Origin of the sequence: Nocardioides eburneiflavus, assembly GCF_004785795.1 — a bacterium.
Classification (GTDB): Bacteria; Actinomycetota; Actinomycetes; order Propionibacteriales; family Nocardioidaceae; genus Nocardioides; species Nocardioides eburneiflavus.
In genome coordinates this window covers 1,780,691-1,806,489 of the sequence record NZ_SRRO01000001.1, presented here as the reverse complement: position 1 = coordinate 1,806,489, position 25,799 = coordinate 1,780,691, and the positions used below count along the sequence as shown (strand labels likewise).

The 25,799-nt window shown below is 73.1% G+C and carries 23 protein-coding genes; 9 read left to right on the top strand and 14 right to left on the bottom strand.

Going from position 1 to position 25,799, the window contains the following annotated elements:
- Nucleotides 1-31: 31 nt before the first annotated feature.
- The 3 genes from EXE59_RS24465 to EXE59_RS08465 all read right to left on the bottom strand — a co-directional run bounded on the left by EXE59_RS24465 (nt 32) and on the right by EXE59_RS08465 (nt 3,182).
- Nucleotides 32-1,279, bottom strand: a complete 1,248-nt coding sequence (locus tag EXE59_RS24465; RefSeq protein WP_246056631.1) for a pyridoxal-dependent decarboxylase, exosortase A system-associated — start codon at nt 1,277-1,279, stop codon at nt 32-34.
- Nucleotides 1,264-2,100 carry a hypothetical protein gene (locus EXE59_RS24460; protein ID WP_246056628.1) on the bottom strand — a complete coding sequence of 279 codons (837 nt, stop codon included), beginning with the start codon at nt 2,098-2,100 and terminating at the stop codon, nt 1,264-1,266. The genes EXE59_RS24465 and EXE59_RS24460 overlap by 16 nt, the downstream gene beginning before the upstream one ends.
- A gap of 155 nt (nt 2,101-2,255) precedes the next feature.
- The gene (locus tag EXE59_RS08465) at nt 2,256-3,182 is read right to left on the bottom strand and encodes a glycosyltransferase family 2 protein (protein ID WP_135838512.1); all 927 of its coding nucleotides are present in this window, start codon (nt 3,180-3,182) and stop codon (nt 2,256-2,258) included.
- A gap of 109 nt (nt 3,183-3,291) precedes the next feature.
- Between EXE59_RS08465 and EXE59_RS08460 the strand changes: the two genes are divergently transcribed.
- On the top strand, nt 3,292-4,269 hold the full coding sequence (locus EXE59_RS08460) for an endonuclease/exonuclease/phosphatase family protein (RefSeq protein WP_135838511.1): 978 nt from the start codon (nt 3,292-3,294) through the stop codon (nt 4,267-4,269).
- On the opposite strand, the gene EXE59_RS08455 is transcribed toward EXE59_RS08460, so the two are convergent.
- Nucleotides 4,230-5,687 carry a glycosyltransferase family 4 protein gene (locus tag EXE59_RS08455; protein ID WP_135838510.1) on the bottom strand — a complete coding sequence of 486 codons (1,458 nt, stop codon included), beginning with the start codon at nt 5,685-5,687 and terminating at the stop codon, nt 4,230-4,232. The two genes, EXE59_RS08460 and EXE59_RS08455, sit on opposite strands and share 40 nt — an antisense overlap.
- A 155-nt stretch (nt 5,688-5,842) precedes the next feature.
- Between EXE59_RS08455 and EXE59_RS08450 the strand changes: the two genes are divergently transcribed.
- The 6 genes from EXE59_RS08450 (at nt 5,843) to EXE59_RS08425 (ending at nt 11,726) form a co-directional block, all read left to right on the top strand.
- The gene (locus tag EXE59_RS08450) at nt 5,843-6,544 is read left to right on the top strand and encodes a polysaccharide deacetylase family protein (RefSeq protein WP_168218449.1); all 702 of its coding nucleotides are present in this window, start codon (nt 5,843-5,845) and stop codon (nt 6,542-6,544) included.
- A 201-nt stretch (nt 6,545-6,745) separates the two neighbouring features.
- Nucleotides 6,746-7,786, top strand: coding sequence for an NAD-dependent epimerase/dehydratase family protein (locus EXE59_RS08445; protein ID WP_135838508.1), 1,041 nt, complete (start codon nt 6,746-6,748; stop codon nt 7,784-7,786).
- Complete coding sequence (locus EXE59_RS08440; RefSeq protein WP_246056626.1) at nt 7,783-9,015, top strand: class I SAM-dependent methyltransferase; 1,233 nt, start codon at nt 7,783-7,785, stop codon at nt 9,013-9,015. The genes EXE59_RS08445 and EXE59_RS08440 overlap by 4 nt, the downstream gene beginning before the upstream one ends.
- Nucleotides 9,012-9,866: a sugar phosphate nucleotidyltransferase gene (locus EXE59_RS08435; RefSeq protein ID WP_135838507.1), complete on the top strand. Its 855-nt coding sequence runs from the start codon at nt 9,012-9,014 to the stop codon at nt 9,864-9,866. Before EXE59_RS08440 ends, EXE59_RS08435 begins: the two co-directional genes overlap by 4 nt.
- Nucleotides 9,863-10,516: a PIG-L deacetylase family protein gene (locus tag EXE59_RS08430; RefSeq protein WP_135838506.1), complete on the top strand. Its 654-nt coding sequence runs from the start codon at nt 9,863-9,865 to the stop codon at nt 10,514-10,516. The genes EXE59_RS08435 and EXE59_RS08430 overlap by 4 nt, the downstream gene beginning before the upstream one ends.
- A complete protein-coding gene (locus EXE59_RS08425; RefSeq protein ID WP_135838505.1) occupies nt 10,497-11,726 on the top strand; it encodes a class I SAM-dependent methyltransferase in 1,230 nt (409 codons plus the stop codon). Before EXE59_RS08430 ends, EXE59_RS08425 begins: the two co-directional genes overlap by 20 nt.
- Nucleotides 11,727-11,779: 53 nt before the next feature.
- Here EXE59_RS08425 and EXE59_RS08420 read toward each other — a convergent pair whose 3' ends face one another.
- The 6 genes from EXE59_RS08420 to EXE59_RS08395 form a co-directional block, all read right to left on the bottom strand.
- Nucleotides 11,780-12,622 carry a glycosyltransferase family 2 protein gene (locus tag EXE59_RS08420; RefSeq protein ID WP_135838504.1) on the bottom strand — a complete coding sequence of 281 codons (843 nt, stop codon included), beginning with the start codon at nt 12,620-12,622 and terminating at the stop codon, nt 11,780-11,782.
- Entirely contained in the window at nt 12,601-14,181 is a 1,581-nt protein-coding gene (locus tag EXE59_RS08415; protein WP_135838503.1) for an O-antigen ligase family protein, read from the bottom strand. The genes EXE59_RS08420 and EXE59_RS08415 overlap by 22 nt, the downstream gene beginning before the upstream one ends.
- Nucleotides 14,182-14,184: 3 nt before the next feature.
- Nucleotides 14,185-15,075, bottom strand: coding sequence for a hypothetical protein (locus EXE59_RS08410; protein ID WP_135838502.1), 891 nt, complete (start codon nt 15,073-15,075; stop codon nt 14,185-14,187).
- Nucleotides 15,076-15,210: 135 nt separating this feature from the next.
- Nucleotides 15,211-16,704 (bottom strand): lipopolysaccharide biosynthesis protein, encoded by a 1,494-nt coding sequence (locus EXE59_RS08405; RefSeq protein WP_168218448.1) that lies wholly within the window; start codon nt 16,702-16,704, stop codon nt 15,211-15,213.
- 127 nt (nt 16,705-16,831) lie between these two features.
- On the bottom strand, nt 16,832-17,965 hold the full coding sequence (locus EXE59_RS08400; RefSeq protein WP_135838500.1) for a glycosyltransferase family protein: 1,134 nt from the start codon (nt 17,963-17,965) through the stop codon (nt 16,832-16,834).
- Nucleotides 17,962-18,792: a glycosyltransferase family 2 protein gene (locus EXE59_RS08395; RefSeq protein ID WP_135838499.1), complete on the bottom strand. Its 831-nt coding sequence runs from the start codon at nt 18,790-18,792 to the stop codon at nt 17,962-17,964. Before EXE59_RS08395 ends, EXE59_RS08400 begins: the two co-directional genes overlap by 4 nt.
- Nucleotides 18,793-18,951: 159 nt before the next feature.
- Here EXE59_RS08395 and EXE59_RS08390 point away from each other — a divergent pair, with 159 nt between their 5' ends.
- On the top strand, nt 18,952-19,974 hold the full coding sequence (locus tag EXE59_RS08390) for a hypothetical protein (protein WP_135838498.1): 1,023 nt from the start codon (nt 18,952-18,954) through the stop codon (nt 19,972-19,974).
- Nucleotides 19,975-20,052: 78 nt separating this feature from the next.
- On the opposite strand, the gene EXE59_RS08385 is transcribed toward EXE59_RS08390, so the two are convergent.
- From EXE59_RS08385 to EXE59_RS08375, 3 genes are all read right to left on the bottom strand, one after another.
- On the bottom strand, nt 20,053-20,769 hold the full coding sequence (locus EXE59_RS08385) for a class I SAM-dependent methyltransferase (protein ID WP_135838497.1): 717 nt from the start codon (nt 20,767-20,769) through the stop codon (nt 20,053-20,055).
- 138 nt (nt 20,770-20,907) lie between these two features.
- A complete protein-coding gene (gene pth, locus EXE59_RS08380; protein WP_135838496.1) occupies nt 20,908-21,501 on the bottom strand; it encodes an aminoacyl-tRNA hydrolase in 594 nt (197 codons plus the stop codon).
- Nucleotides 21,502-21,630: 129 nt separating this feature from the next.
- Entirely contained in the window at nt 21,631-22,314 is a 684-nt protein-coding gene (locus tag EXE59_RS08375; RefSeq protein WP_135838495.1) for a 50S ribosomal protein L25/general stress protein Ctc, read from the bottom strand.
- Nucleotides 22,315-22,555: 241 nt separating this feature from the next.
- Here EXE59_RS08375 and pepN point away from each other — a divergent pair, with 241 nt between their 5' ends.
- Nucleotides 22,556-24,997 carry an aminopeptidase N gene (gene pepN / locus EXE59_RS08370; RefSeq protein WP_246057051.1) on the top strand — a complete coding sequence of 814 codons (2,442 nt, stop codon included), beginning with the start codon at nt 22,556-22,558 and terminating at the stop codon, nt 24,995-24,997.
- Between the two features lie 16 nt (nt 24,998-25,013).
- On the opposite strand, the gene EXE59_RS08365 is transcribed toward pepN, so the two are convergent.
- Nucleotides 25,014-25,799, bottom strand: a complete 786-nt coding sequence (locus EXE59_RS08365; protein ID WP_135838493.1) for an ABC transporter permease — start codon at nt 25,797-25,799, stop codon at nt 25,014-25,016.

Genomic DNA, 25,799 nt, shown 5'->3' with positions numbered 1-25,799 from the left:
GGGTGGCTGTCCGGCTCGCTGTCGATGGCGCTCACACCAGCACCTCGAGCGGGACGGGGTGGCTGAGGAACGCGGTCGGGCTCGCAGTGTGGCCGTAGGCCCCGGCCTGGAAGAGGACGACGAGGTCGCCGACCTCTCCGCGAGGCAGCCGGACCTTGTCGCCGAGCAGGTCCAGCGGGGTGCACAGGCACCCCACGACCTGCACGGTCTCGTCGCCGTCCTGGTCCATCCGGGTGCCGACGGCGATGGGGTAGTTGCGCCGGATCACCTGTCCGAAGTTGCCGGACGCGGCCAGCTGGTGGTGCATCCCGCCGTCGACGACGAGGAAGGTCGTGCCGCGCGACTCCTTGCGGTCGACGACGCGGGTGACGTACACACCCGCCTCGCCCACGATGTAGCGCCCGAGCTCGAGCAGGACGCGCGCCCCCGGCAGCCGCGGCCGCACCAGCGTGCGCATCAGCTGCTCGAGGTTGTCGCCGACCGCGCCGAGGTCCAGCGCGCGGTCCTTCTCGTAGTAGGGGATGCCCAGGCCGCCGCCGAGGTTGACGTAGGTCGGCTCCCCGGTCATCTCGTCGGCCATCCGCAGCACCAGGTCGACGGTGCGACGCTGCGCCTCGGCGAGGATGTCGGCGTGCAGGTTCTGCGACCCGGCGAACACGTGGAAGCCGCGCAGGTCCAGCCCGCGCGCCTCCATCTCCTTCAGCAGCCGCGGCGCCTCCTCGACGTCGACGCCGAACTGCTGCGCCCCGCCGCCCATGCGCATCCCCGACCCCTTGACCTCGAAGTCGGGGTTGAGCCGCAGCGCGACGACCGGACGGATCCCGGTCTCCTCGCCGATCGCGGTGATGCGGTCGACCTCGAGCGGCGACTCGACCTCGACCACCACTCCGGCGGCGACGGCCTGCGACAGCTCCGCGACCGACTTGCCGGGCCCGGCGAAGCTCACCATGCCCGGCGGGGTCGGGGTGTCGAGGGCCAGGCGCATCTCGGCACCGGAGGCGACGTCGAGCGAGTCGACCACCCGGCTCAGGTGCTGCACCAGCGCCGGCATCGGGTTGGCCTTGACGGCGTAGCTGATCTCCAGGTCGTCCGGCATCGCGGCCCGCAGCCGTGCGACGCGCTGGGTGAGCAGCTCGCGGTCGTAGGCGAAGAAGGGCGTGCTGCCCACGCGCTGCGCGAGACGGGACAGGGGCACGCCGCCGACGAGGAGCTCGCCGCCCTCGGTCGCGGGGTCGAGGTCGGCGTGCACCGACCCGGGCCCGCTCACCACGCCAGGCACGTGAGCTCGCTGTAGAGGTAGCGCACCTGCTCGGGGGCGAGCGACGGGCTGCGGAACATCTTGGGCCGCGGGCGGGACAGGGCCTTCGCCCGGCGCACCGGGCCGCCCGACACGCGGCGCTCGACCAGGGTGGCCGCGATGCCCTGCCGGGTCAGCAGGTGGGTCGCGACGCGGCCCGCCTCGGCCCGGAAGAGCTCGGGGTTGCTGACGTGGAGGATCGACCCGAACGCGCGTACGCGCTTGCGGGTGTCGCGGCGGTAGACGACGTAGCAGTGCTCGCGAGGCGTGCTGACGAGCAGGTGCCGCGCTGCCGCCGCGCGGCGGTGGTCGCGGTAGAGGTCGAGCTCGTCGGGCGACAGGCTGCCGAGCAACGCGTCCGGGTCGGCACTCACCCGCGCGGCGCCGGGCCGCGCCGGCAGCGGCGCGTTGACCAGGAGGTCCGTCGTGGTGTCGAGGTCGACGAACTTCAGCCGCCGGTTGAGCTCCACGACGTTGCCACTGGGTGAGAAGTCGGTGAAGTGGAAGCCGTCCTGGCCGAGGAGGCGGGTCAGGAGGCGGACGCCCTGCGCGCGGTGGTCCGGCAGGACGCACCACGCACCCAGGTTGCAGAACTGCTCGGGGCGTCCGTCGACGAGCTGCTGGGAGTAGTAGGCGAGGTACGCGCCGACGACCGCGCCGCCCGCGTCGCGCAGGTGGAAGCCGTGGTTGGGCTGCGCGGTCGCCCAGGGCACGGACAGTGCCCGCGTCCACCGCTCGGCGGGCACCCGGTGGTTCAGGTGCTCGGTGAGGAAGCGCGCCACCTCGGGCACGTCCGCGGCCATGATCGGTGACAACCGAGCCCCCACCGTGCCTCCCCTCACTACGAACGCCCGCGCCGTCCCCCCGGCGCTGTCGGCGATGCTCGGATCGTAGGCCGCGGGCGCGCCGCGGGTCGGCCGCGCGACTGCGCATACCCAAGTCGGGGGACGGTGGGGGCTCAGGCTCCCCACTCGGGACCGCGGGGGGCGCGGAGGGCGGCCGGGCTGAGCAGCGTCCGGACCGCACGGCGGGACGTGGCCCGCCCGAGGACGGCCCGGCTCGCCTCCCGCAGCAGCAGCGCCACCCAGAACCCCGCCGAGCGGACCGGGCCGTTGCGTCCGGAGAACAGCTTGACCCGGTTGGCCACGAGCATCGACCACAGGCGCGGCGAGGTGGTGGAGTCGCCCCCGAGGTGCACGGCCATCGCCGTCGGCACGAAGCAGGTGGTCAGACCCGCGTCGCGGACCCGCAGGTGGAAGTCGGTCTCCTCGGAGTAGAGGAAGTAGCTCTCGTCCCACGGCCCGCACCGCGCCCAGCACTCGGCGCTGACCAGCTGGGTGGAGCCCTCCGCCCAGTCGGTGGGCTGCGTGCGCTCGTACTCCCCCGGCGCGGTCACCACCTCGCCCAGCGTGGCGATGCCACCGGCGCGGGACGCACCCAGCACCGTGTCGGCGACCGCGCGCAGGACAGTGGGCTCGCGTCGCATCGACGGGACCAGCACGCCGTCGCCGTCGACCAGCCGCGGCACGGCCACCCCCACGTCCGGCTCGTCGAGCGCGCCGAGGAGCGCGGGCACGCAGCCCGGTGCGAGGCGTACGTCCGGGTTGAGCACCAGCAGCGCCTGGTCGGGACCGGCGTGCCGCGCCCCGGCGTTGATGCCGGCGGCGTACCCGGCGTTGCGGCCCATCTCCACGACCGTGGCGTCGGGCGCGAGCTCGCGCACCCGCGCCACCGTGCCGTCGCTCGAGGCGTTGTCGACCACGACGAGGCGCCACGGCACGTCGCCCATGCCGACCGGGAGGGAGGCCACCAGGTCCGCGACGAGAGCAGCGCTCTGATAGGTCACCACCACGACGACCACCTCGTCGCTGCGACCCGACACCATGCCGCCATCGTAGGTTCGGCGTCGGTCGGACCTCGCCCCCGAAATGGGCGAAGACCGGCCGCGAGCCCCGTAGGCTCGGGCGCACTGCTCGCCGGGGACGGGAGGGACCATGCCGGGGCGCTGGGCGTCGGCGGTCACGTCCCTGATGGTGGTCGGCCTGCTGCTGGGCTCGCTCGTGCTCGCCGCGGTCCGGGTCGCTGACCCCGGGACCAGGCGACTCATCGAGCTGGTGTCCCTCACGCCGATCGGCCTCCCGCTCGCCGGGACGGCCCTGCTCGGAGCCCTCCTGCTGCGGAAGCCGCGCGGTGCACGGGCCGTCGCGGTCGTCGTCGCGACCTCCCTGCTCGCGGTCCACGCCTGGTGGCTGGCACCGCTGTACGCCGGTGACCGGCCGGCGGGTGGGTCGGCGTCGCTGGTCGTGCTGGCGCAGAACTTCGAGTACGGGGACCCGGGGGCGCTGGTCGGGCTGGTCCACGACGAGGACGTCGACGTCCTGGTCCTCACCGACGCCGACAGCACACGCATCGACCCGCTGCTGGCAGTCGGGATCGGGGAGCTGCTGCCCCACTCGGCCGGGATCGGCGAGGGCGGTGCGGTCGTGCTGAGCCGGTTCCCGGTCACGGGCACCGAGCTGCTCTACGACGAGTCGGAGAGCCGCCTCGTCGAGCTGGAGGCACCGGGCCTCGGGCCAGTGACGATCGCCGCGGTGCACACCCGCCCGCCCTACGAGCCCGACGCGTGGCTGCGCGACCACGAGCAGGTCCGTACGGCGCTCGCGTCGGTGCGCGCCGACGTCGACCGGGCCGTCGTCGTGGCCGGCGACCTCAATGCCACCCTCGCGCACGCACCCGTGCGACGCCTCGTCGACCTCGGCCTCACCGACTCCGCGGTGCAGGCCAATGCCGGCTGGTCACCGACCTGGCCGTCCGGCTCCCACCAGCGGCGCCTCGGCCTGACCGTGCCCGCGTTCGCGGCGATCGACCACGTCCTCACGTCGCCCGGACTCGTGGCCACGTCGTCGCGGACAGTCGACCTGCCGGGGGCCGATCACCGGGCCGTGCTGGCCACGGTCTCCGTCGCCGGCTGAGGCACCCGGACCTCCGGCGGCACCGGCCGCACGACCTCGGCGGGACGGCGGCGACCGCGGTCACGCACGAACGCCTGCAGCTCCGCGGGGTCGTCGAGGTCGACGTACGCCCGCCCGAGCTCGTCACGGTCCTGGTCGGGGGCCGGACCACCTGTCTCGGCGACCGCCGTGCCGGCTCGCGGCCGCGGCACCTGCGCGACCGGCCCGAGCAGGTCGCGGAACACCGACACGTAGACCTCGGCCTGCTGCCGCCAGTCGAGGGCGTCGCAGACCCGCCGCCGGGCGCGCAGGCCGAGCCCGACGCGCATCTCCTCGTCGTCGAGGAGGCGTTCGACGTGGTCGGTGAAGGCCGTGACGTCCCCCGCCGCGGCGTACAGGACGGTGTCCCCGCCGGAGACCCGGGTCTCGACGAGGTCGAAGCACACCGACGGCAGCGCGTAGGCCATGTACTCCATCGTCTTGTTCATCGTCGACACGTCGTTCAGCGGCGACTTCGCGTCCGGGCACAGGCCGACGTCGGCCGTGCTGAGGTGCTCGGCGATCTGGGCGCGGTCGACGCGCCCGGTGAAGGTCACGACGTCGTCGAGGCCGCGTGCGGTGCAGTCGGCCCGCAGCTGCTCGAGGCAGTCGCCGAAGCCCATGAGCACCGCGCGCACGTCGCGACGCCCTCGGGTGCGCACCAGGTCCTCCATCACGTCGAGCACCGTGTCCACCCCGTCCTGGGGACCCATGATGCCGAGGTAGGCGAGCGTGTACGGCGCGTCGGCCGGCCGCTCCTGCGGGACGAGCGGTCGCATCGCGGTCGTGTCCGGGCCGCTGCGGACCACCTTCACGGTGCCGGGGGCGCACCCGCCACGCCTCAGCGCGACGTCGCGGTAGGACTCGTTGGTCGAGATGACCCGGTCGGCCGTGTGGAAGGTCTGGCGCTCGAGCCACGTCAGCGCCCACATCTCGCAGCGCTCGCGCACCGAGCGCGGCTCCCCGAAGCGGGACCGGAAGAGCTCGGGGTTGAGGTCGTGGTGGTCGAAGACGAACCGCACGCCGCGGCGCTTCCACCACCTCGCCAGCAGCCAGTAGGTGTCGGGCGGGTTGCACGCCTGGAGCGCCTGGAACGGCTGGCGGCGCCACACCGTACGGGTCAGGATCGCCGTCCGCACCCAGCAGTAGACGAACTCGAGGACGTAGCCCAGCAGCCCGCGGGCCTCCGGCGGAGGGCGGTACTTGTAGATGTGGACGCCGTCGATCACCTGCCGGGCCGGGTCACCCGGGCCCTTGGGGCAGATGACGCTCACGTCGTAGCCGTGTGCGCGCAGGGCCTGGCACTCCAGCCAGACCCGGCGGTCCAGCGGCACCGGCAGGTTCTGCACCACCACCAGGACGTGCCGCGCCGACGGGTGCACCCCTCGCGACCTGCTCATCCGCATCGACGATCTCCCCCCTCGTGCCAGCACTCGCCCGGAGCGTAGGAACCCGTGCCGGCGCCGCGGGGCGGGTCGCGTCGATATGCCCCAAGCAGGGGACGTCCGTGCCGTGCCGCTCCCGGCGGGCGGACGCGCGGCCTAGCGTCGGCCCCGTGGCCGTGACGACGCAGGGACCCAGCACCGTCCGCCGACCCGGCCCGCCCTTCACGCTCTGCTTCCACGGCGTCGGTGTCCCGACGCACGAGCGCGAGCCCGGGGAGGCCGGGTACTGGGTGGGGCGCGACCAGCTCCTCGAGATCCTCGACTGGGTGGCGCAGTCCCCGCAGGTCGCCCTGTCGTTCGACGACGGCAACCGGTCCGACGTCGACGTCGTGCTCCCGGCGCTGGTCGAGCGTGACCTGGTCGCCACGTTCTTCCCCGTCGTCGACCGGATCGGCGACGCGTGGAGCACGTCGGTGCGGGGGCTCGAGGAGCTCCTGGCCGCCGGGATGGACGTCGGCACGCACGGCCTCACCCACCGGCCCTGGGCCGGGCTCCGCGGGGAGGCCGCGCGCGCGGAGATCCTCTCGCCCAGGCCCGCGCTCGAGGACCTGCTCGGTCGTCGGGTGGACCGCGCCGCGGCGCCGCTCGGGCGCTACGACCGGCACACGCTCGCGCTGTTGCGGACCGGCGGCTGCGCGGAGGTCAACCTGAGCGACCAGCGCCCGGCCCGGCCCGGGGCGTGGCTCCAGCCGCGCTTCAGCGTACGTGCGGACGACACCGCCGCCTCGCTGCAGGCCCGGATGCTGGCCTCCACCGCGCCGGCCCGTCGGGTGCGCAACGCCGCGGCGTCCCTCGTCAAGCGCCTGCGCTGATGCTTCGTCCCCACGGGCGGGTACCCAGTCGGTGGTATGTCCGTCCCGGATCCGCGTGGGGCTCCTCCGCCCTGGACCAAGGTGGGGCGAGTCCGCGGGGCCGTGCGGTCACGCAGTGGGGACGAACATCCGGTAGTGATCCTGGGGGACGGTGAGCATGACGATGACGACGATCGGCGCTACGACGACTGCGGGTGCGCCATGAGGGTGCTGGTGACGGGCGACCGGGGATACCTCGGCTCCGTGATGGTGCCGCACCTCCTGGCCGCCGGCCACGACGTGGTCGGGCTGGACGCCGGCTGGTACGACGGCTGCGACTTCGGCCGGCGGTTCACCGACTACGAGCAGCGCACCGGCGACGTGCGCGACGCCACCCCCGCGGACCTCCGCGGCTTCGACGCGGTGGCGCACCTCGCCGCCATCTCCAACGACCCGATCGGGCACCTCAACCCCGACGCCACCTTCTCGGTCAACGCGCGCGGCGCGGTGCACACCGCCCGGGTGGCCAAGGCCGCCGGCGTGGGGCGCTTCCTGTTCGCCTCCTCGTGCTCCCTGTACGGCGCGGCGGGCGACGGCGTCGTGGACGAGGACGCCCCCTTCCGCCCGGTCACCCCCTACGGGGAGAGCAAGGTCCTGGCCGAGGAGGGCATCTCCGCCCTGGCCGACGGCGACTTCAGCCCGACCTACATGCGCAACGCCACGGCGTACGGCTCCTCGACGCGGCTGCGTGCCGACATCGTCGTCAACAACCTGACCGGCACCGCGTTCACCCGCGGCAAGGTGGAGCTGCAGAGCGACGGTTCGCCGTGGCGCCCGCTGGTCCACGCCGAGGACATCGCCCGCGCCTTCGCGGCGGTCCTCACCGCGCCGGTCGAGGTCGTGCACGACGAGGCGTTCAACGTGGGCCGCGACGAGGACGTCGTCCAGGTCCGCGACATCGCCCACGCCGTGTCGCAGGCCATGGACGTGCCGGTGACCTTCGCCGACGGCGCCGGCCCCGACACCCGCGACTACCGCGTCGACTTCACCAAGATCGGCCGGCTCCTGCCGGGCTTCGTGCCGGCGTGGACCATCCCCGACGGCATCGCCGAGCTCTCCGCCGACATGGCGGAGCGGGGCCTCGCCGCGGAGGACTTCGAGGGACCCCGCTTCGTGCGGCTGGCCCGGATCCGCGAGCTCCAGGCCGAGGGCCGGATGACACCTGACCTGCGCCTCGGCGAGCGGGTGGAGGTGGCGTCGTGAGCCTGCCCACCTGCCGCCTCTGCGGCGCCGACCTGCGTCGGACCTTCGTCGACCTCGGCATGTCGCCCCCGTGCGAGAGCTACCTGTCGGCCGACGAGCTGGACCAGGGCGAGACTTTCTACCCGCTCAACGTGCGGATCTGCGAGAGCTGCCTGCTGGTGCAGCTGCCCGCCTACATCGCGGCCGAGGACATCTTCAGCCACTACGCCTACTTCTCGTCCTTCAGCGAGTCGTGGGTCGAGCACGCCCGTCGCTACGTGGAGGACGCCGCCTCCCGGCTGCGGCTGGACCAGGACTCCTTCGTGGTGGAGGTGGCCAGCAACGACGGCTACCTGCTCCAGCACGTGCAGGCCCGCGGCATCCGCTGCCACGGCCTCGAGCCCGCCGCCAACGTCGCCGAGGCCGCGCGGGCGAAGGGCATCGAGACCACGGTCGCCTTCGTCGGCGAGGCGACGGCCACCGCCTTCGTCGAGCGGCACGGCAGCGCCGACCTCGTCGCCGCCAACAACGTGTTCGCGCACGTGCCCGACATCGTGGACTTCGCCACGGGCCTGCGCATTCTGGCCGGCGAGTCCGGGACGGTGACCATCGAGATCCCGCACCTGCTGCGGCTGATCGAGGGCAACCTCTACGACACGATCTACCACGAGCACTACTCCTACCTCTCGCTGCTCACCACGCAGCGGGTGCTGGAGGCGGCCGGGCTCACGGTCGTCGACGTCGAGGAGCTGTCGACCCACGGCGGCTCGCTGCGGACATGGTCGGTGCCCACCGCCTCGGCCGGGGCGCCCAGCGACGCGGTCGCCAAGATCCTCGCCGACGAGGAGGCGGCCGGCCTGCACACCGTCGAGGGCCACGACGGGTTCGCCCGCTCGGTCGCGACCGCGCGCAACGACCTCGTGCAGTTCCTCGTCGAGCGCTCCAGGGAGGGCGCCACGGTCGCGGCGTACGGCGCCCCCGGCAAGGGCAACACCCTGCTCAACCACGCGGGGGTGCGCCAGGACCTCATCTCGTTCACCGTGGACCGCAACACGTTCAAGCACGGCAAGTTCCTGCCGGGCACGCACATCCCGATCCACGAGCCCGAGCACCTCGACCGCGAGCGCCCGGACTACATCGTCGTGCTGCCGTGGAACCTCCGCGAGGAGATCACCGCGCAGCTGGCCCACACGCGCGAGTGGGGGGCGCGCCTCGTCTTCCCCCTCCCGACCCTGGAGGTGCTCGGATGAAGGTCGTCCTGTTCTGCGGAGGCATGGGGATGCGGATGCGCTCGGGGGACGACCCCCGCCCAAAGCCGATGATGACCGTCGGCGACCGGCCGGTGCTGTGGCACATCATGCGCTACTACGCGCACTTCGGGCACACGGAGTTCGTGCTCTGCCTCGGCTACGGTGGTCAGCACATCAAGGACTACTTCCTGAACTACGAGGAGACCGCGAGCAACGACTTCGTCCTCTCCGGAGGCGGGCGCGAGGTGGAGCTGCTCAGCAGCGACATCAGCGACTGGCGGATCACCTTCGTCGACACCGGGCTCCACGCCGAGATCGGCGAGCGGCTGCGGCGGGTGCGCCGTCACCTCGGCGACGACGAGATGTTCCTCGCCCACTACGGCGACGTCCTCACCGACGCTCCGATGGACCAGCTCGTCGCCCGGCTCGCCGCGTCGGACGCCGTCGGCTCGCTGCTGGCGATCCGGCCGCCCGGCTCCTTCCACGTGGTGATGACCGACGAGGACGACCGCGTCTCTGGGTTCCGCTCGGCCGAGGAGCTCCCGCTGCGGGTCAACGGCGGGTTCTTCGTCTTCCGCCAGGGGATCTTCGACTACCTCGACGAGGGCGACGACCTCGTCACCCAGGCGTGCGTACGGGCGGCGGAGGCGGGCAAGCTGCTCGCCATCCCCTACGACGGGTTCTGGCGGCCGATGGACACGCTCAAGGAGCGCGCCTCGCTCGAGGCGCTCTACTGGTCCGGCGAGAGCCCGTGGGCGCTGTGGCGCCGCCCAGCCCAGGACGCGGTCGCGCCCGCGCCGGAGCCGGTGGCCGTGCCGGTCCCCACACCCAGGCTGGTGGCGACGCCATGAGGGACCTGCACCTGCCCGCAGGGCCGCTGCAGGTCGTGGCGGTCGGGGCGCACCCCGACGACGTCGAGATCGGCTGCGGCGGGACCCTGCTGGCGCTCCGGGAGCGGCCCGGGGTGGAGGTGCACCACCTCGTCCTGACCGGCTCCCCCGAACGACGGCTCGAGGCCGAGGACGCCGCGGTCGCGTTCAACGGGACCGGGGTCGGCGTCACGTTCGGGCAGCTGCCGGACTCCCGGCTGCCGGACCACTGGTCGGCGGTCAAGGACCTCTTGGAGGATGCGGCACGCTCGCACCCCGCGCCCGACCTGGTCCTCGCCCCCCGCCGCGACGACAGCCACCAGGACCACCGGCTCCTGGCCGAGCTGGTGCCGACGGTGTGGCGCGACTCCCTCGTCCTCCACTACGAGATCCCCAAGTGGGACGGCGACCTGGGGCGCGTGACCCACTACGTGCCCCTCGACGCCGAGCAGGCCCGGCTCAAGGCCGAGCTGCTCACCAAGGTCTACCCCTCCCAGGTCGGCCGCGACTGGTGGGACGACGAGACCTTCCTCGCGCTGATGCGCCTGCGCGGTGTGGAGTGCCGCGCGCCCTACGCCGAGGGCTTCCTGATCGGGAAGGCGAGGCTGGACCTTGTCGGCTCCGGCGCCTGACCGGCTCGACGTACGCCCCTGCCCGGTCTGCGGGCGCCCCGGGGGCGAGCCGTTGCACGACGTGGCCAGCGTCCCGGTGCACAGCTGCCTGGTCATGGACAGCCGGGCCGAGGCGGTCTCGATCGCCACGGGCGCCCTGGCGGTCGTGCTGTGCCGCGGCTGCGGGGCGATGACCAACCGGCGCTTCGGTGAGCAGGACATGGCCTACAGCGCCCGCTACGAGGACTCGCAGGCCTTCTCCACCACCTTCCTCGACTACGCGCGCGGGCTCGCCGAGCGCTGGGTCGACGCCTGGGCCCTCCGGGGCCGCACCGTCCTCGAGATCGGCGCGGGGCGCGGCGACTTCAGCCGCCTGCTGGCCGCGGCCGGCGCCGGCCGCGTGCTGGCCATGGACCCGACGGTCGACGCGCACCGCTTCGGCGAGCCCGACCCGCACGTCACGCTGGTCGCCGAGGCGTACGACGCCGAGACCGACCTGGCGGCGGTGGACGCGGTGGCGATGCGCCACGTGCTCGAGCACGTCGACGACCCCGGCGCCATCCTGCGCGCGCTGCGCCACGGCCTGGCGGAGCGCCCGGACGTGCCCGTGCTGGTCGAGATCCCGGAGGCCGGGCGCATCCTCGCCGAGGGCGCCTTCTGGGACGTCTACCACGAGCACTGCAACTACCTGACCCGCGACGTCGCCGTCGAGCTCTTCGAGTCGTCCGGCTTCGTCGTCCGCTCGGCCGCGCTCGCCTACGGCGACCAGTACCTCCTCGTCGAGGCCCTGCCCGTCGGGCGGCCACGACCGATGCGCCTGCCGGACGCCGAGCTGGAGCGGCTCGCCCGGGCTGCCGTCGGCTTCCGCACGGCGGCGCGGGCCCAGGTCGACTCGCTCGCGAGGACGATCGAGGAGCACGCCCGGAGCGGGCGGGTGGTGGTGTGGGGCTCCGGCTCCAAGGGGACGGCCTTCCTGCACGCCCTCGGACCGACCGCGGGACTCGTCGACGCCGTCGTCGACGTCAACCCACACCTCGCCGGCAAGTACGTCGCGGGGACGGGCCACCCGATCCTGGCGCCCGCCACCCTGGCCGACGACCCCGCCGGACTGGTGGTGGCGATGAACCCGGTCTACGTCCGGGAGATCCGCGCCGACCTCGACCGGCTCAGCCCGGGAGCGACCCTGGTCGCCCTCGGCGCGGACCTGCCGGCGCCGGCCCGTCTCGCCTGAGGCGCCCCCCGGGTCTTGCTCCGGTCGGCTCCGCCCCGCTCCGCCCGGCTCCGTCAGGTGCGCGAGCTCTCGTCGCGCTGCCAGGTCTGGAAGTCGCCGGCCCGGACCGCCCGTCGGGCGCCCAGTGCCGCGGCGACGTAGACCCCGAGGAAGACCGGCACCCGCAGCGCCAGCCCCGGCCGGGTCACCGCCAGGCCGGCGAGCGTGCGCACCCGGGTGCGCGACGCCGGGCGCCGTACGCCGAGGCGGGCGGCCTGCGTGTTGCCGGTGGCCACGCGGATGCGCCGCCGTACGAGGTCCGGCACGGTGCGCGGTGGGCGGACGACCGCGACGGCGCCGGTGACCACGCGCCGCTCGGCGGCGCTGAAGGCGTCGGACATCCCGAGGTCGTCGTTCATCATCTCCGCCTGCGCGGCGACGCGGGCCTGCGCCTCGCGGGACAGCACCACGACGCCCCGCCCGAACAGCCCGGACTCGACGTTGGGCAGCGCCTCCCAGACGTCGTAGTACCACCGCACCCATCGCGAGCACCCCGCCCGCGGCACGCTGCGCAGCGGCGCCGTGGCGAGCACGCCCGCGTCGTCGAGCGGCGCCAGCAGCGCGAGCACGGCGGACCCCTCGAGCTCGATGTCGGCGTCGAGGTGGACGCGCGGGAAGACGTCGGTGGCTGCGTTGCCGACCCGGACCGCCTCGTTCTTCGACGGCTGGGCGATCTCGAGGACCCGCGCGCGGGGGTCCGCGCGTCGCGCGACCTCCGCGGTGTCGTCGGAGCAGCCGTTGCAGACCACGACGATGTCGAGCTCGTGCCCGCCCAGGCCCGTGCGCAGGGCCCGGAGCGTACGCCCGATCGACGCGGCCTCGTCGTGGGCCGGGATCACGACACTGGCGACAGCCATCGCACCTCCCCCGGCTCGGGCGCAGGCGCGGGCGCAGGCCGGTGCTGCACCTTGGGCTCGTGGCGGACCAGGCTCCACAGGGCACCCGCGCACCCGATCGCCAGGAAAAGCAGGAACCCGCTCTGGCGGAAGCTCAGCAAGTCGAAGACGAACCCCGAGACGCCCAGCGACGCGATCGTCGCCGCGAGCGCCTGGCCCAGGCTCCGGAGCTCCGGGTCGGTCGCGCGCCGGCGGACGCCGCGGGCGGTCCCGATCCCGACCACGAGCAGCACGACGAACACGGCCAGGCCGACGACCCCACCCTGGAGGAGGGCGGCGAGGAACTGGTTGTCGAGGAAGAAGTAGACGTCGGGCACGAACGTGCCGAGCCCGCGCCCCCACCACCAGTGGCCCTCCATGAGGCCGGGGATCTGGGCGTAGTCGTCGGTACGGCCAGCGATGCTCGGGTCGGTGGCGGAGTCGCGGAACAGGCTGCGCACCGTGCCGAGGAGTCCCGGGACCATGGCGCGGAAGGCGGCCACCCCGATGAGGCCGAGCACGAGGGCGTTGAGTCGGCCGCGGTGGGAGAGGGCGGCGGCGTAGAACAGGAAGCCCACGGCGAGGGCCAGGAACCCCGAGCGCGACACGCTCATCGGGATCGCGGCGAGCATGGCGACGAGCGCCAGCGCGTAGGGCCACCGCCCGGTCCGCGTGTGGATCACGAAGTGGAGGGCGAGCGGGACCAGCGCCGCGGTCACCACGGCGAACTCGATGGGGTGGGAGGCGCCGGCGGTGATCCGGTCGAAGCCCGAGCGCGAGACCGACTCCGGGTCGACGTTGGCGGCGAGCCCGGGCAGGCGCATCACCTCACGGAAGTCGAACGTCGGCACCATGAACTCCGCGATGCCGATGAGCGCTGCCACTCCCCCCAGCAGGACCACGCGTCGGAGCAGGACGCTGATGCGGTCGCGGGCGCCGAGCTCGTCAACGGCGAGCAACGCCACCCCCAGCAACGCGAGGTGGCCGAAGATCACCCGGGTGGTACTGGCGCTCTCCGACGTCGTGAGGTCGCGCAGCATCGCGGCGGCGTACGCGGCCGTCGCGGCGATCGTGAAGACGAGAAGGACCCAGCGCACGGGGTTGAGCTCGGACGCCTGGCTGAGGTTCAGCACGCGTGACGCGGCCCAGATGGCCAGTCCCGCGAGGGCCACGAGCGTGGCCGGGTTGCCGACCGACTTCAGCGGCCCGACGAGCACGTAGGGCTGGGGCACGAGGAAGAGCAGCACGAGGGCCCAGGTCAGGATCGAGCACCCGTCCCTGGCCGAGAGGACGACCAGTCCGACGAGCAGCCCGAGCACGAGCAACGCCGCCGTGGCCGTACCGCCGATCAGGCCCGTGAACGGGACGACCGCGACGACGAGCAGCGCCAGCGCCACGGACCCGGTCGCCACCGGCACCACGAGGCTGCGCACCGACCGGTGCAGCGGCCGGGTCACCGAGCGGGTCACCGAGCGGGTCACCGAGCGGGTCACCGAGCGGGTCACCGAGCGCCTCGCCGGGTCACGGACGGCTGCGGCCACGACTCACCGCCGCACCAGCGGCTGGTGGCGTCGTTCGCGGCGCCCATCCCCCGGGCCGGTCGATCCGGCGGTCTTCCCGCTCTTGTTCCGCTTCGTCCCGGACGTCAGCGCGGGCTCCACCCCGCCGGCCTGGCCGTTCTTCGCCTTCCCTGCGGGGGCGCCGGCCATGGACGCTCGGGCGGCCGTGGACGGATCGGGAGAGTCGAGCGCGTCGTTCTCCTCGTCGGAGGGTGCCGGCCAGGAGTGCGTGGCCGTGGCCCCGCCCACGCGCCGGCGACGCAGCACGCGGTCGGCGACGATCGACCACGCCGCACCGACCAGCGTCCCGACCCCCATGACGGCGATCACGAGCTTGAGCGTCGAGGTCGCGGGCAGCGCGTCCACCTGGGTGGGCGCGAGGACGAAGGGCTCGTAGCGCACCGCGGTCGGGGCGCCGGCCCGGGTCTGCAGCTCGTCCGCGATGCCGGGTGCCGCCTCGATCACCCGGTTGACGACGTCCTGGACCTCCTGCTCGTCGGGCCCGTAGGCGCGGACCTCGTAGGTCGTCTCGTACAACGGGATCTTCACCGAGTAGGACGAGCCGTTCTCCGACTCGCCCGGTCCCCACCCGCGGGTGGTCTCGCTGCCGAGCAGCTGCTGGGTCACCCGCGAGTTGAGCTGCGCCTCGAGCGCCGCACCGACCAGGTCGCTGCCGTCGCTGCCGAGGGGGTTGCGCTCGACCTCGCTCCCGGCCGACGTCAGCCGCGGCTGGACGAGACCGTAGGACGCCGCGGCCGTGTAGGTCGTCTCCTGCGTCTCGATCAGCTGGTAGCTGACGCCGGCGGCCCCGATGAGGATCGGCAGCATGACGTACCAGCGGCGGAAGCAGATCTTCAGGATGTCAACGGCATCCATGCGCCCGCCCTCCCGCCGTGTCGCGACGCGCCGGCGACGGCACGCTCGTCCTCAGTCCTGCTCGATGCATCTCGCTCTCCCACCTGTGCTCACGCTTCCTGACGATCGCGGCGCCTCGGCGCGCCCCCTGACAGATCACTTCCGTACCGCCCACCGGCCCAGGACCCGACGGGCGTCGTCGAGTGCCGGGACCCGGCACAGCCACGCCAGTCCCAGGTGCACGACCGCACCCGCCGCCGTCCCCGCGAGCAGCTGGTCCAGCGAGCCGCCGCCCACCTGCGCCACCCCCTGCGCCACCAGCCAGGCCGTCACCGCCATGACCGTGGTGATCAGGACGTGCGGCAGCAACGTGCGGGCGTACGTGGACAACCGCATGTCGATCAGCCCCAGTGCCATCCGCATCTCGAACGGCTTGAGGACGGCCACGACCGTGGCCAGTGCGAGGCTCACGCCGACCAGCCCCCACTGGGCGGCGACGGCCATGGCGGCGGCCCCGACCAGGCAGTAGGCGAGGGTCCACCGGTAGAGCCAGTCGCTGCGGCCCTTCGCCAGCATCACCGACGCCGTGATGCAGGCGAGCGCCTGCACCGCGGCCACGGGGCCGAGCACCTGGATGACCGGCACGGCCGCCTCCCACTGCGGGCCGTAGACGACCGCGACCGCCTGCTCGGCCAGGACGGCGAGCCCGACCATCGCAGGGAGCAGGACCAGCGCCACCACACCGGCGGCCCGGCTGGCGCCCGCGCGCAGCTTCTCCGGGTCGTCCTGTCCCCGGGCGAACGCCGAGAAGCTGACCGTGGAGACCGCGCCGCTCACCGCCTGCACAGGCGAGAGCACCGTGCGCTGCGCGACCGCGTACGTGCCGAGCGGGGCGCCGCCCAGCATCCGGCTGATGATGACCTTGTCGAGCTGGTCGAAGACCACCGCGAGGCTGTTGGAGAAGAAGAAGTGGATGCTGAACCTCGCCACCTCGCGGAGCCGGCGGACGCTGAGGACCAGCGACGGACGCCACGACATGAACCACCACGCGGCGACCGTCGACGTGGCCACCCCGGCCACCGTCCCGATGACGAGGGCCCAGATCCCGGCCCCGGCGATCGCGAGCCCGATCCCCAGCACGCTGTTCACGACGGCGTTGGCGATGGTGATCGTGGCGAGCCTGCCGAACTGCATCGTGCGTCGCAGCAGCGCGTGGTGCATGTTGCCGATCGCCCCGAGGAGCGACACGGCCGCCAGCAGCCGGATGGCGGGGGCGGCCTGCGGCTGGCCGAGGGCGTCCGCGAGCGGCTGTGCCCCGGCGAGGGTGAGGGCCGAGAGGGTCCCACCGAAGGCCAGGTTGAACCAGAAGACCGAGCTGACGAGGGCCTCGTCGACGACCTCGCGCTGGATGATCACCGCCGCCGTGCCCAGGTCGGTCAGCTGCCAGGCGACGACCATGACCACCATCGCGGCGGCGACGACACCGAACTCCTGGGGCGTCAGCAGGCGCGCCAGGATGACGCTCACGGCCAGGCGTGAGACCTGCGTGGCGACCTGCGCCAGCAGCGTGTGGCGCGACGCCCGGGCGACGCCGTCGGTGTCGACGACGGCGTCGAAGGACGTCCTGCGCTTCTCGTGCGTGCTCGTCACTCCCCCAGTGCTCCTTTCACGAACGCTCCCCAGCCTCCCGGTCGGCGGCACCCGCTGCGTACGTGCGGCAGCACCCTCCCCACAAGTGGGTAGCCCGCTCGGGGCAGGCGGGGTCAGGCACGGACCGTCACGACGGCACGCGCGTGTCCCACGTGGCCAGCCGCGCGCCGAGGCGGTCGAGCCGGGGGGACAGCCGGGGGTGCGGCTCGAGCCCGGCCAGGGCCAGGACCTCCTGCCACCGGTGCGCCCAGTCGTGCCGACGCAGGAAGGTCGTCGCCGACGCCACGCGCGCCCGGTCGAGCCGGTCGGGGTCCTCGTCGAGCTCACGGATCGTGCTGACGATCCCGGGCGCGGGCACCGGGATCTTCACGACCGCGTCCGGCCACGGGAACGCGTCGTCCCACTCCGTGGAGTCCGGCGCCGTGCCCAGCATGATCGTGCCCGCCGCGAGTGCCTCGAAGTACCGGTTGGTCAGCGACTCCTCGCCGCCGGTCCGGTCGATGCGGCCGGGCTCGTCGTTGATCCGGTAGACGATCGAGTACCGGGTGCGCTGCAGCAGCCGGGCCTGGACGAGCCGGTGCTCGGCGTGGTCGGTGACCGACCAGGGGCCGCTCACCGTGTCGAAGTGGTAGAAGAGCCGCTGCTCGGCCATGGCCTGCACGAGCGGGTCGTGGGTGCCGGCGAAGCGACGGCCCCAGCTGGCGACGTCGACCGTCCGCGCGGGTGCGCCGTGCCCCGGTGGGACGTAGCGGTCGGTGTCGATGGCCAGCGGCAGGTAGGAGCACGGCACGCCGGTGATCTGCTGCACCGCGTCGACGACCGCGCGGTTGGACACGATGACGTGGTCGAAGTCGCGCAGCTGCCGCAGGTAGTCCGACGCCTGCGCCAGCTGCTGGGTCCACAGCTCGACGATCCAGGCGATGCGGATGCCGGCAGCGTGGGCCGTACGCCCCACGAGCGGCAGCATCCCGATCTCGTTGGCGTCAGCGAAGACCGCGAAGAACAGCTGGGCGGCGACGTCGTCACCGCCGGCGACCGGTGGCCGCATCCGCGCACGCCGGTCCCGGCCCAGCGGACGTCCCGCCCGGTTGAGCAGGCCGTGGGCGAGACGTACCGGGGGACCTCCGCCCAGCGGCCGGGGCAGGCACCACGCCACGTCGTCGACCTCGGCGACGACGTCCTCGAACTCGAGCTGGGAGGCCTGCCAGACCTTCTGCTCCACGCCCCGGCGGGAGGCGACCACGATGCGCGGCGTCGTCATCGCGGGACCTCCTGGGCGTCCCGGTGCGCGGTGGGTGCCTCCCACCGGGTGAAGTAGCTCGCGGGATTCACGAGGTAGGTGACGGTCGTCTCGGGGACGTTCCGCACGCGCAGCCGACGGCTCAGCCGCCACACCAGCTCCCAGTCCTCGCCGGGCAGGTTCGGTCCCGAGCGCGGCAGGCGGCTGAAGCGCACGCCACGGCCCCTGCGCACGACGATGCTGTTGGTGTCGACGAAGCAGGACTCCCGCAGGGTGCCCCGCGCGAACGGCCGCGCCAGCACGTCGAGCGTGGTGCCGTCGGGCCGTACGCGCTCCACGCCGGTGTAGACGAGCTCGACGGGGTCCGCGGGACCGGTCAGCGCCTCGAGCGCGGTGGCGAGGTGGTGCGGTCGCCACTCGTTGTCGTCGTCGAGGAAGGCGAGGTAGGTCGAGCGCGAGAGCGCGATGCCGACGTTGCGCACGACGCCGGCACGCCCGGTGTTGCGGCCGAGCGAGACGGCCACGAGCCGGTCGTCGTGCGGCAGCGGCGGGAGTCCCGCGCCGTCGTCGACGACCATCACGACGTGGTCGCGCACGGTCTGGTCGAGGGCGCTGCGCACGGCACGTGCGAGGGACTCGGGCCGGCGGTAGGTCGGCACGACGGTGGTGACGAGCGCCTGCGGGACGACGACGGTCGGCCGCAGGCGGCGTACCTCGCTGCGCTCCAGGACGTGGGCCCGGACGGCGCCGGGCCAGTGGAGGACCTTGTTGCGCACCTCGAACAGGGGCCAGGTGCCGAAGACGGCGCACAGTCCCGATCGCAGCCGCGCCCCCACGGTCCGCCTCATCCGCCCACGTCCTCCCCCGGGGGCCGTGACGACCGGCAGCCGCCGACGTGCCCCTGCGAGTGATTCTCCGAGGTCGCGGTCGCCTCGGGCATACCCTCTCTGGGTCAAAACCCGCTGCGGTTCTCACGCCCGCGGCCCGACGTGCGGCTCCATGGCTCCATGACCATCACGACAGGATCGACCAGGAGGCTGGCCGAGCCCGGGTCGCTGCGACCCGGCGACAGGGTGCGGCTGCGGCCGCTGCACGAGATCCTCGAGACCCTCGACGAGACCGGGTCCTACGAGAACGTCCCGTTCATGCTCGAGATGACCGAGTACGCCGGCCGGACGATGACCGTCTACCGACGGCTCGAGAAGATCTGCGACTACATGGGCAAGGAGTCGCGCAGCCGGCGGATGACCGACGCGGTCCTCCTCAACGAGACCCGCTGCGACGGCTCCGGCCACGGCGGCTGCCAGGCGGAGTGCCGGATCTTCTGGAAGGAGGTCTGGCTCGAGCACGCCGACGGGCCGTCGGCCGACGACGACCCGCACGCCGTGGCTCCCGAGCGGCTGCTCCCGCTCCTCGACGTCGGCGCCCACCGCACCGACCCCGAGAAGGGCGAGGTGTTCCGCTGCCAGGCGACCGAGGCCACCCGCGCCACCACGCCGATCCCGGAGAAGGCGGTCGGCCAGTACGTCCGGGAGGTCCGCGTGGGCAACGTCGGGGTCCCGGAGCTGGTGCGCGTCGGATCCAACGCCCTGGTCACCAAGCTGGCGCGCAAGGCCGGGCTGCGGCCGTACCTGCCGCTGGAGGTGGCCGGCAAGGACCGCGTCGACGGCGAGAAGCTCGGCCTCCAGCCCGGCGAGTGGGTCCGGGTGCGCTCCAAGGAGGAGATCGGCCGGACCCTCAACTCCGGCGGAGCGCACCGCGGCATGCTCTTCACCCACGAGATGGTGCAGTACTGCGGCCAGACGTTCCGCGTGCACCAGCGCGTCGAGCGCCTCATCAACGAGCAGACGGGCGAGCTGCTGCAGATGAAGCAGGAGTGCATCGCCCTCGAGGACGTCGTGTGCAAGGGCCACTTCACCTCGGGTGCCTGGTTCTGCGCCCGCGAGCACCTCCCGCTGTGGCGCGAGGACTGGCTCGAGCGGGTCGAGGCGCCCGCGGCCGGGACCGTCTGCCCCAAGCCCACCCGCTGACCTCCTCCGACCCACGGCAGCCGGCCCGCCCCCGAGGGGACGGGCCGGTTGTCGTCCGTCGTCGATCGGGCGGACGGATCAGGCCTTGACGAAGCGGTCGACCCGGTAGGTGCGGCCCGGTCCGAACTCCGCGCGCTCGGACAGGGTGTGCTCGAGGCGGGTGTGGGCGGTCACGACGTCGTGCGCCTCGTCACCGTTGAGGACGCTGCCCATCCGGGGCACGTAGTGGACGGAGACGAAGGCCCCGCCGGGGGCCAGGCTCGCCTCGATCCGGTCGACGCAACGCTCCAGGACCGGCACCGGCAGGTAGTAGAGGACGTCGGAGGCGACGACGAGGTCGAAGGTCTCGTCGGGGAACTCCTCAGGCATGCTCATCGCGACGGCCCGGACGTTGTCGTGCCCGCTCAACCGGCGGAGCACCTGGTCGACCGCGGACTGCGAGACGTCGAGGGCCAGCACGTCGCTCGCCCGCGGGGCGAGCATCTCCGTGAACGTCCCCACGGCGCAGCCGAGCTCGAGCACGCGACCCAGCGGGCCGTCGCCGCAGACCTCGAGGGTGCGGTCGAACTTGAGCTGCTCCTCGGGGTGGACGTCGAACCCGAACGGGTCGCCCTCGTCGAAGAAGTGCTCGAAGAAGCCCGGCCGCATCTCGGGCGGGACCAGCCGCGCGGGGAGCTTCGCCGCCACCCGGCCGCGCCACGTGTCCGGCACGGCGAAGATCATCCGTCCGCGGGCGCGGATCAGGGCGTCCCGCGAGCGCTGGCCGACGGATCCGGATGACAGGAGCGAGCTCATGTGGTCCCCTTCGACGAATGGTCCACACCGAGCGGCCGCGCACGGCCGCCCCGGTGTGGCGTCGCCATCGTGCCGCCGCCCGGTCCGGCGTACGCCGCGTCCGGGACCCGATTCGCCGATATTGGTGAACCGACGCGCTCAGGAGTTGAAGCGCTGCTGGGTCTTCTCCAGTCCGTCGGTGATCAGCGACTCGACGGCGTCGGCGGCGTCGGCGACCTGGAAGGGCAGCTCCTTGCGCTCGACGGTCGAGTAGTCGGAGAGCACGAAGTCGGCGACGTCCTGGCGCCCGGGGGGCCGCCCGATCCCGGCGCGGACCCGGTAGAAGTCGCCGGTGCCGAGGGAGGAGCGCATCGACCGGAGGCCGTTGTGTCCGTTGTCGCCGCCGCCGAGCTTGATCCGCAGGGTCCCGAAGGCGATGTCGAGCTCGTCGTGGATGGCGACCACGTGGTCGGGCTGGACCTTGTAGAACGAGGCGAGCGCCTTCACCGGGCCGCCGGACTCGTTCATGTAGCCGCGACCACGGGCCAGCACCACGCGCGGCCCGCCGATCGAGAGCCGGCCCTCGACGACGTCGGCGCGGCCGGCCTTGTGCGCGCGGAAGGGGCTGCCCATCCGCGAGGCCAGCTCGTCGGTGACCAGGTAGCCGACGTTGTGGCGGTGCCCGGCGTACGCGGGGCCGGGGTTGCCGAGGCCGACGACCAGCCACACGTCCGAGGTCGGTGCGTCACTCACTGGTCCATCCAATCAGTCGAGGCGGCGCATCCTCACGCCGAAATCGCGCCGAGTCGGCGCATCCTGCACGCGATGTGCGTCAGGATGCGCCGACTCGACGGTGTCAGAGGGCGAGGATGCGCCGACTGGTTACTCGGAGTCGGAGCCCTCCGCGGCGTCGGCGGCGGCGGCCTCGGCACCCTCGGCGGCGTCCTCGGACTCGGGGGCCTCGTGCTCGATGCCGGCCTCGGCCTCGGCCTCCTCCAGCTCGGCCTCGAGGGCCTCGGCGGAGATCTGCTGGGTCACGTTGACGATGAGGAGCTCCTCGTCGGCGAGCAGCGTGGTGCCCGACGGGAGGTCGAGGTCCTTGGCGTGGATCTGGGTCCCGATCGGGGCGCCCTCGACGGAGACCTCGAAGTACTCGGGGATGTGGGTGGCCTCGGCCTCGACGGAGACGACGGCGTTCTCGGTGACGACCAGCGTCTCGGGGGCGGCGTCGCCCACGACGTGGACCGGCACGTCGACGGTGACCTTCTCGCCGCGGGTGACGGCGACGAAGTCGACGTGCTCGATGACGCGGCGGATCGGGTCGACCTGGACGTCCTTGGTCAGCGCGAGCTGCTCGGAGCCGTCGATGTCGAGCGCCAAGAGCGCGTTGGCGCCGCCGTGCTTGAGGGCCATCATCGTCTGGTGGCCGGGCAGGATCACGTGGACCGGCTCGTTGCCGTGGCCGTAGATGACGGCGGGGATCTTGTCGTCGCGACGGATGCGGCGCGCGGCACCCTTGCCGAACTCGGTGCGGGGCTCGGCGGCGATCTTCTCGGGGGCAGACATGTGTTCCTCCAGCTGTGGGACTGATCAGGGTCGTGGGGCCTCGGGCCGGGGACGACGAACGCCGCGCTCCGGATCGTGAGCGCGGCGCAGTGGTGCGTACCGGCCCAGTCGATCACGGAGTCCGGGTCGTACGGGCTCCCTCGCCGAGGCAACCCGTGAACTCTAGACCCCGGCCACGCGCCCGGTCGAATCCCGGATGCCGCCGCGTGGGCGGCACCCCTAGGGTTGCCGGGTGCCCCTGATGCTCCCCGAGGCGCGCGAGCGCGCCGCCCTGCTGACCGACGTCCGCACCGAGGCCCACCTCGACCTCACCTCCGCCGAGGACTTCGGCGTCGAGGCGACGATCTCCTTCGGCTGCACCCGGCCCGGCGCCTCGACCTTCCTCGAGCTCAACGGGGCCACCGACGTCACCCTCGACGGCCGGCCGACGGCGTACGCCGAGGGGCGGATCCCGCTCACCGACCTCGCCGCGACCAACTCGGTCCGCGTGACCGCCCGGATGCCCTACGTCACCGACGGCGACGGCATGACGGTCACCGTCGACCCGGCCGACGGCGAGCGCTACGTCTGCGCGCACACCTCGATGGACATCACGCAGAAGGTCATCCCCTGCTTCGACCAGCCCGACATCAAGTCGACCTTCGACCTGACGGTCACCGCGCCGTCGCACTGGACCGTCCTCGCCAACGGCCGGCTCGCCGACCGCTCCCCCGGCGTCGCCAGCGACACCTGGACCTTCGCGACGACGCCGCCGTTCTCGTCCTACCTCTTCACCCTCGTCGGCGGGCCGTGGGTGTCGGTGACGTGGGACGAGCCGTACGCCCCCGCGCCCGGCGGCACCCTGCCGTTCGGCTGGCACGCGCGCGCCTCGCAGGAGCGCGAGCTGCGACGTGACGCCGACGAGCTCCGGCGGATCTCCAGCGCGTGCTTCCAGCACTACACGACCGTCTTCGAGCCGGAGTACCCCTACGCCGACTACCAGCAGGTCTTCGCGCCCGGCCTCAACTGGGGTGCGATGGAGTTCCCCGGCTGCGTGGTCTACCGTGACGAGGCCCTCGTCGCGGGCACCCCCACCGAGCTCCAGCGCGAGTGGCTGGCCTCGACGATCGCCCACGAGATGGCGCACATGTGGTTCGGCGACCTGGTCACGATGAAGTGGTGGGAGGACTCGTGGCTCAACGAGTCGTTCGCCGACTTCATGGGCTACGACGTGGCCGGCGTGGCGGCGGGCTACACCGACGCGTGGACGTCGGCCGCGATCACCCGCAAGCCCGCCGGCTACCGCGCCGACCGGCGTCGCTCGACGCACCCGATCGCGGAGGACACCGACAAGGTCGTCGACGTCGACACCGCCTTCGCCAACTTCGACATGATCACCTACGCCAAGGGCAACTCCGCCCTCGCGCAGCTCGGCCACTGGCTCGGCGAGGAGGACTTCCTCGCCGGCGTCAACCGCCACCTCGTCACCCACGCGTTCGGCAACGCGACGCTGGCCGACTTCCTCGACTCCCTCGACGCCGCCACCGAGAAGGACGTGCGCGGCTGGGCCGAGGCGTGGCTGCGCTCGACCGGCTTCGACACGCTGCGCGTGACGCGCGACGACGACGGCGTGCCGGTCCTGACCCGCGTGGGCTCGCGCCCGCACCGCCTCACCGTGTCGGCGTACGACGACGCGATGCGGCTGGTGGACTCCCGCGACGTCCAGCTCGGCGACGAGCCGGTGCGGCTCGAGGAGCTCGCCGGCCGGGTCGTGGTGCCCAACTCCGGCGACGAGACCTTCGCGGTGGTCCGTCCCGACGAGCGGTCGTGGGCCGCGATCACGGCCGGGCTGTCGTCGGTCGAGTCACAGCTGACCCGCGCGATGCTCTGGTGGACCGCGATCGACCTCTGCGAGTCGCGGGTCATCGGGGCCGGCGATCTCGTCGCGCTGGTGGACCAGCACCTTCGCCAGGAGACGCACCCCGTGGTCTTCGAGGGCGTGATGCGCGCCCTCGTCGGCTCGACGGGCGCGACGAACTGGTCACCCGCGCTGCTGCGCGACCACGCGCTGCCCGATGACGTCGGCGCGCACCTCGCGGTGGTCGCCGACGTGGCCCGCAACGCCGTCGACGGCGGCGACCCGGCCCTCGCGCCGGGAGCGGCGCGTGTGCTCGCCCGCCTCAGCACCGACCGCGACCTCCTCGTCGACTGGCTCGACCGCAGCGACGTCGACCAGGCGGTGCGCTGGGCCGTCGTCCAGCGGCTCGCCGAGCTGGGCGATGACTCCTGGATCGGGCCCGAGGAGGAGCGCGACAGGTCGGTCGCCGGGCACCACGCCGCCCTCATGGCGCGGGCGTTCGTGCCGACCGAGGCGTCGAAGGCCGAGGTCTGGGCGCGGCTGATGGGCGGGGAGCTCGGCAGCCACGAGTTCAACGCCGTCGGTGCCGGGTTCTGGGGCTGGGAGCAGGCCGACCTCCTGCGGCCCTACCTCGAGCGCTACGTCACCGACGCCCTCTCCCTGGCCCGCCGGTCCGGGCAGGCGATGGGTGAGGTGATCGGCGACGCCTTCCCGCGGCTGCCGCTCCCGCTCGACGTACGCCGTGAGCTGCGCGCCGCGGTGGCCGCCGCCCTCGAGGGCGACGTGCCGACGGTGCTGGCGCGGTCGTGGAACGACTCGCTCGACGACCTCGACCGGACGCTCTGAGCCGACGGTCGCGGACTCACACCCGGTCGAGCGTCGCGTGCCGGCGGCTCATGTCCTCCAGCCACCGCAGCGCGACGAGGCCGAGCACCACATAGACCGCACCGATCAGCAGCTCGAGGGCCACGAGGGACGACACCGCGCCCCACGCGGCGCCGTCGGCCAACATGCGGGTCGCCTCGATCGCGTGGGTGAGCGGCAAGCAGCGGCCGACGGGCTCCATCCAGGCCGGCAGGTCCTCGAGCGCCACGTTGGTGCCGGTGAAGACCAGCAGGACGAGGAACACCACGTTGCCCAGCGTGGCGCCGTCACGCCACACGAGGTTGATCGCGCCCATCACGAGGCCGATGCCCGCGGTGGCGAACGCCCCGACCGCGACGACGAGCCCGACCAACGGCCACGCTCCCGCGGCGATGTCGGCGTCGAGCACCCAGACCCCGGACAGGATGCCGATCATCGCGGTGCCCCAGCCGGTGAGGATCACCGGCAGGGCCCGGCCCATGAACAGCGGGACCCGCCGCGCCGGGCTGACCAGCACCAGGCCGAGGGTCTGGGCGAACCGTTCGCCACCGATGGTGAAGGTCATGGCGAACATCCCCGGGATGGCGGCATAGTTGAGGGCGTTGCCGATGATGAAGAACTCGTCGTCGCCCACCCCGGCCGCACGCCCGATGTAGGCGAACAGCAGGATCTGGGTGATCGGTCCCAGGAGGATCGTGGGGACGAAGATCCAGGGGTTCATCCAGTTGAAGAGCGCCCGGAAGCTCATCAGGCCACCGACGAAGAAGACGCGCACGCTCGTCAT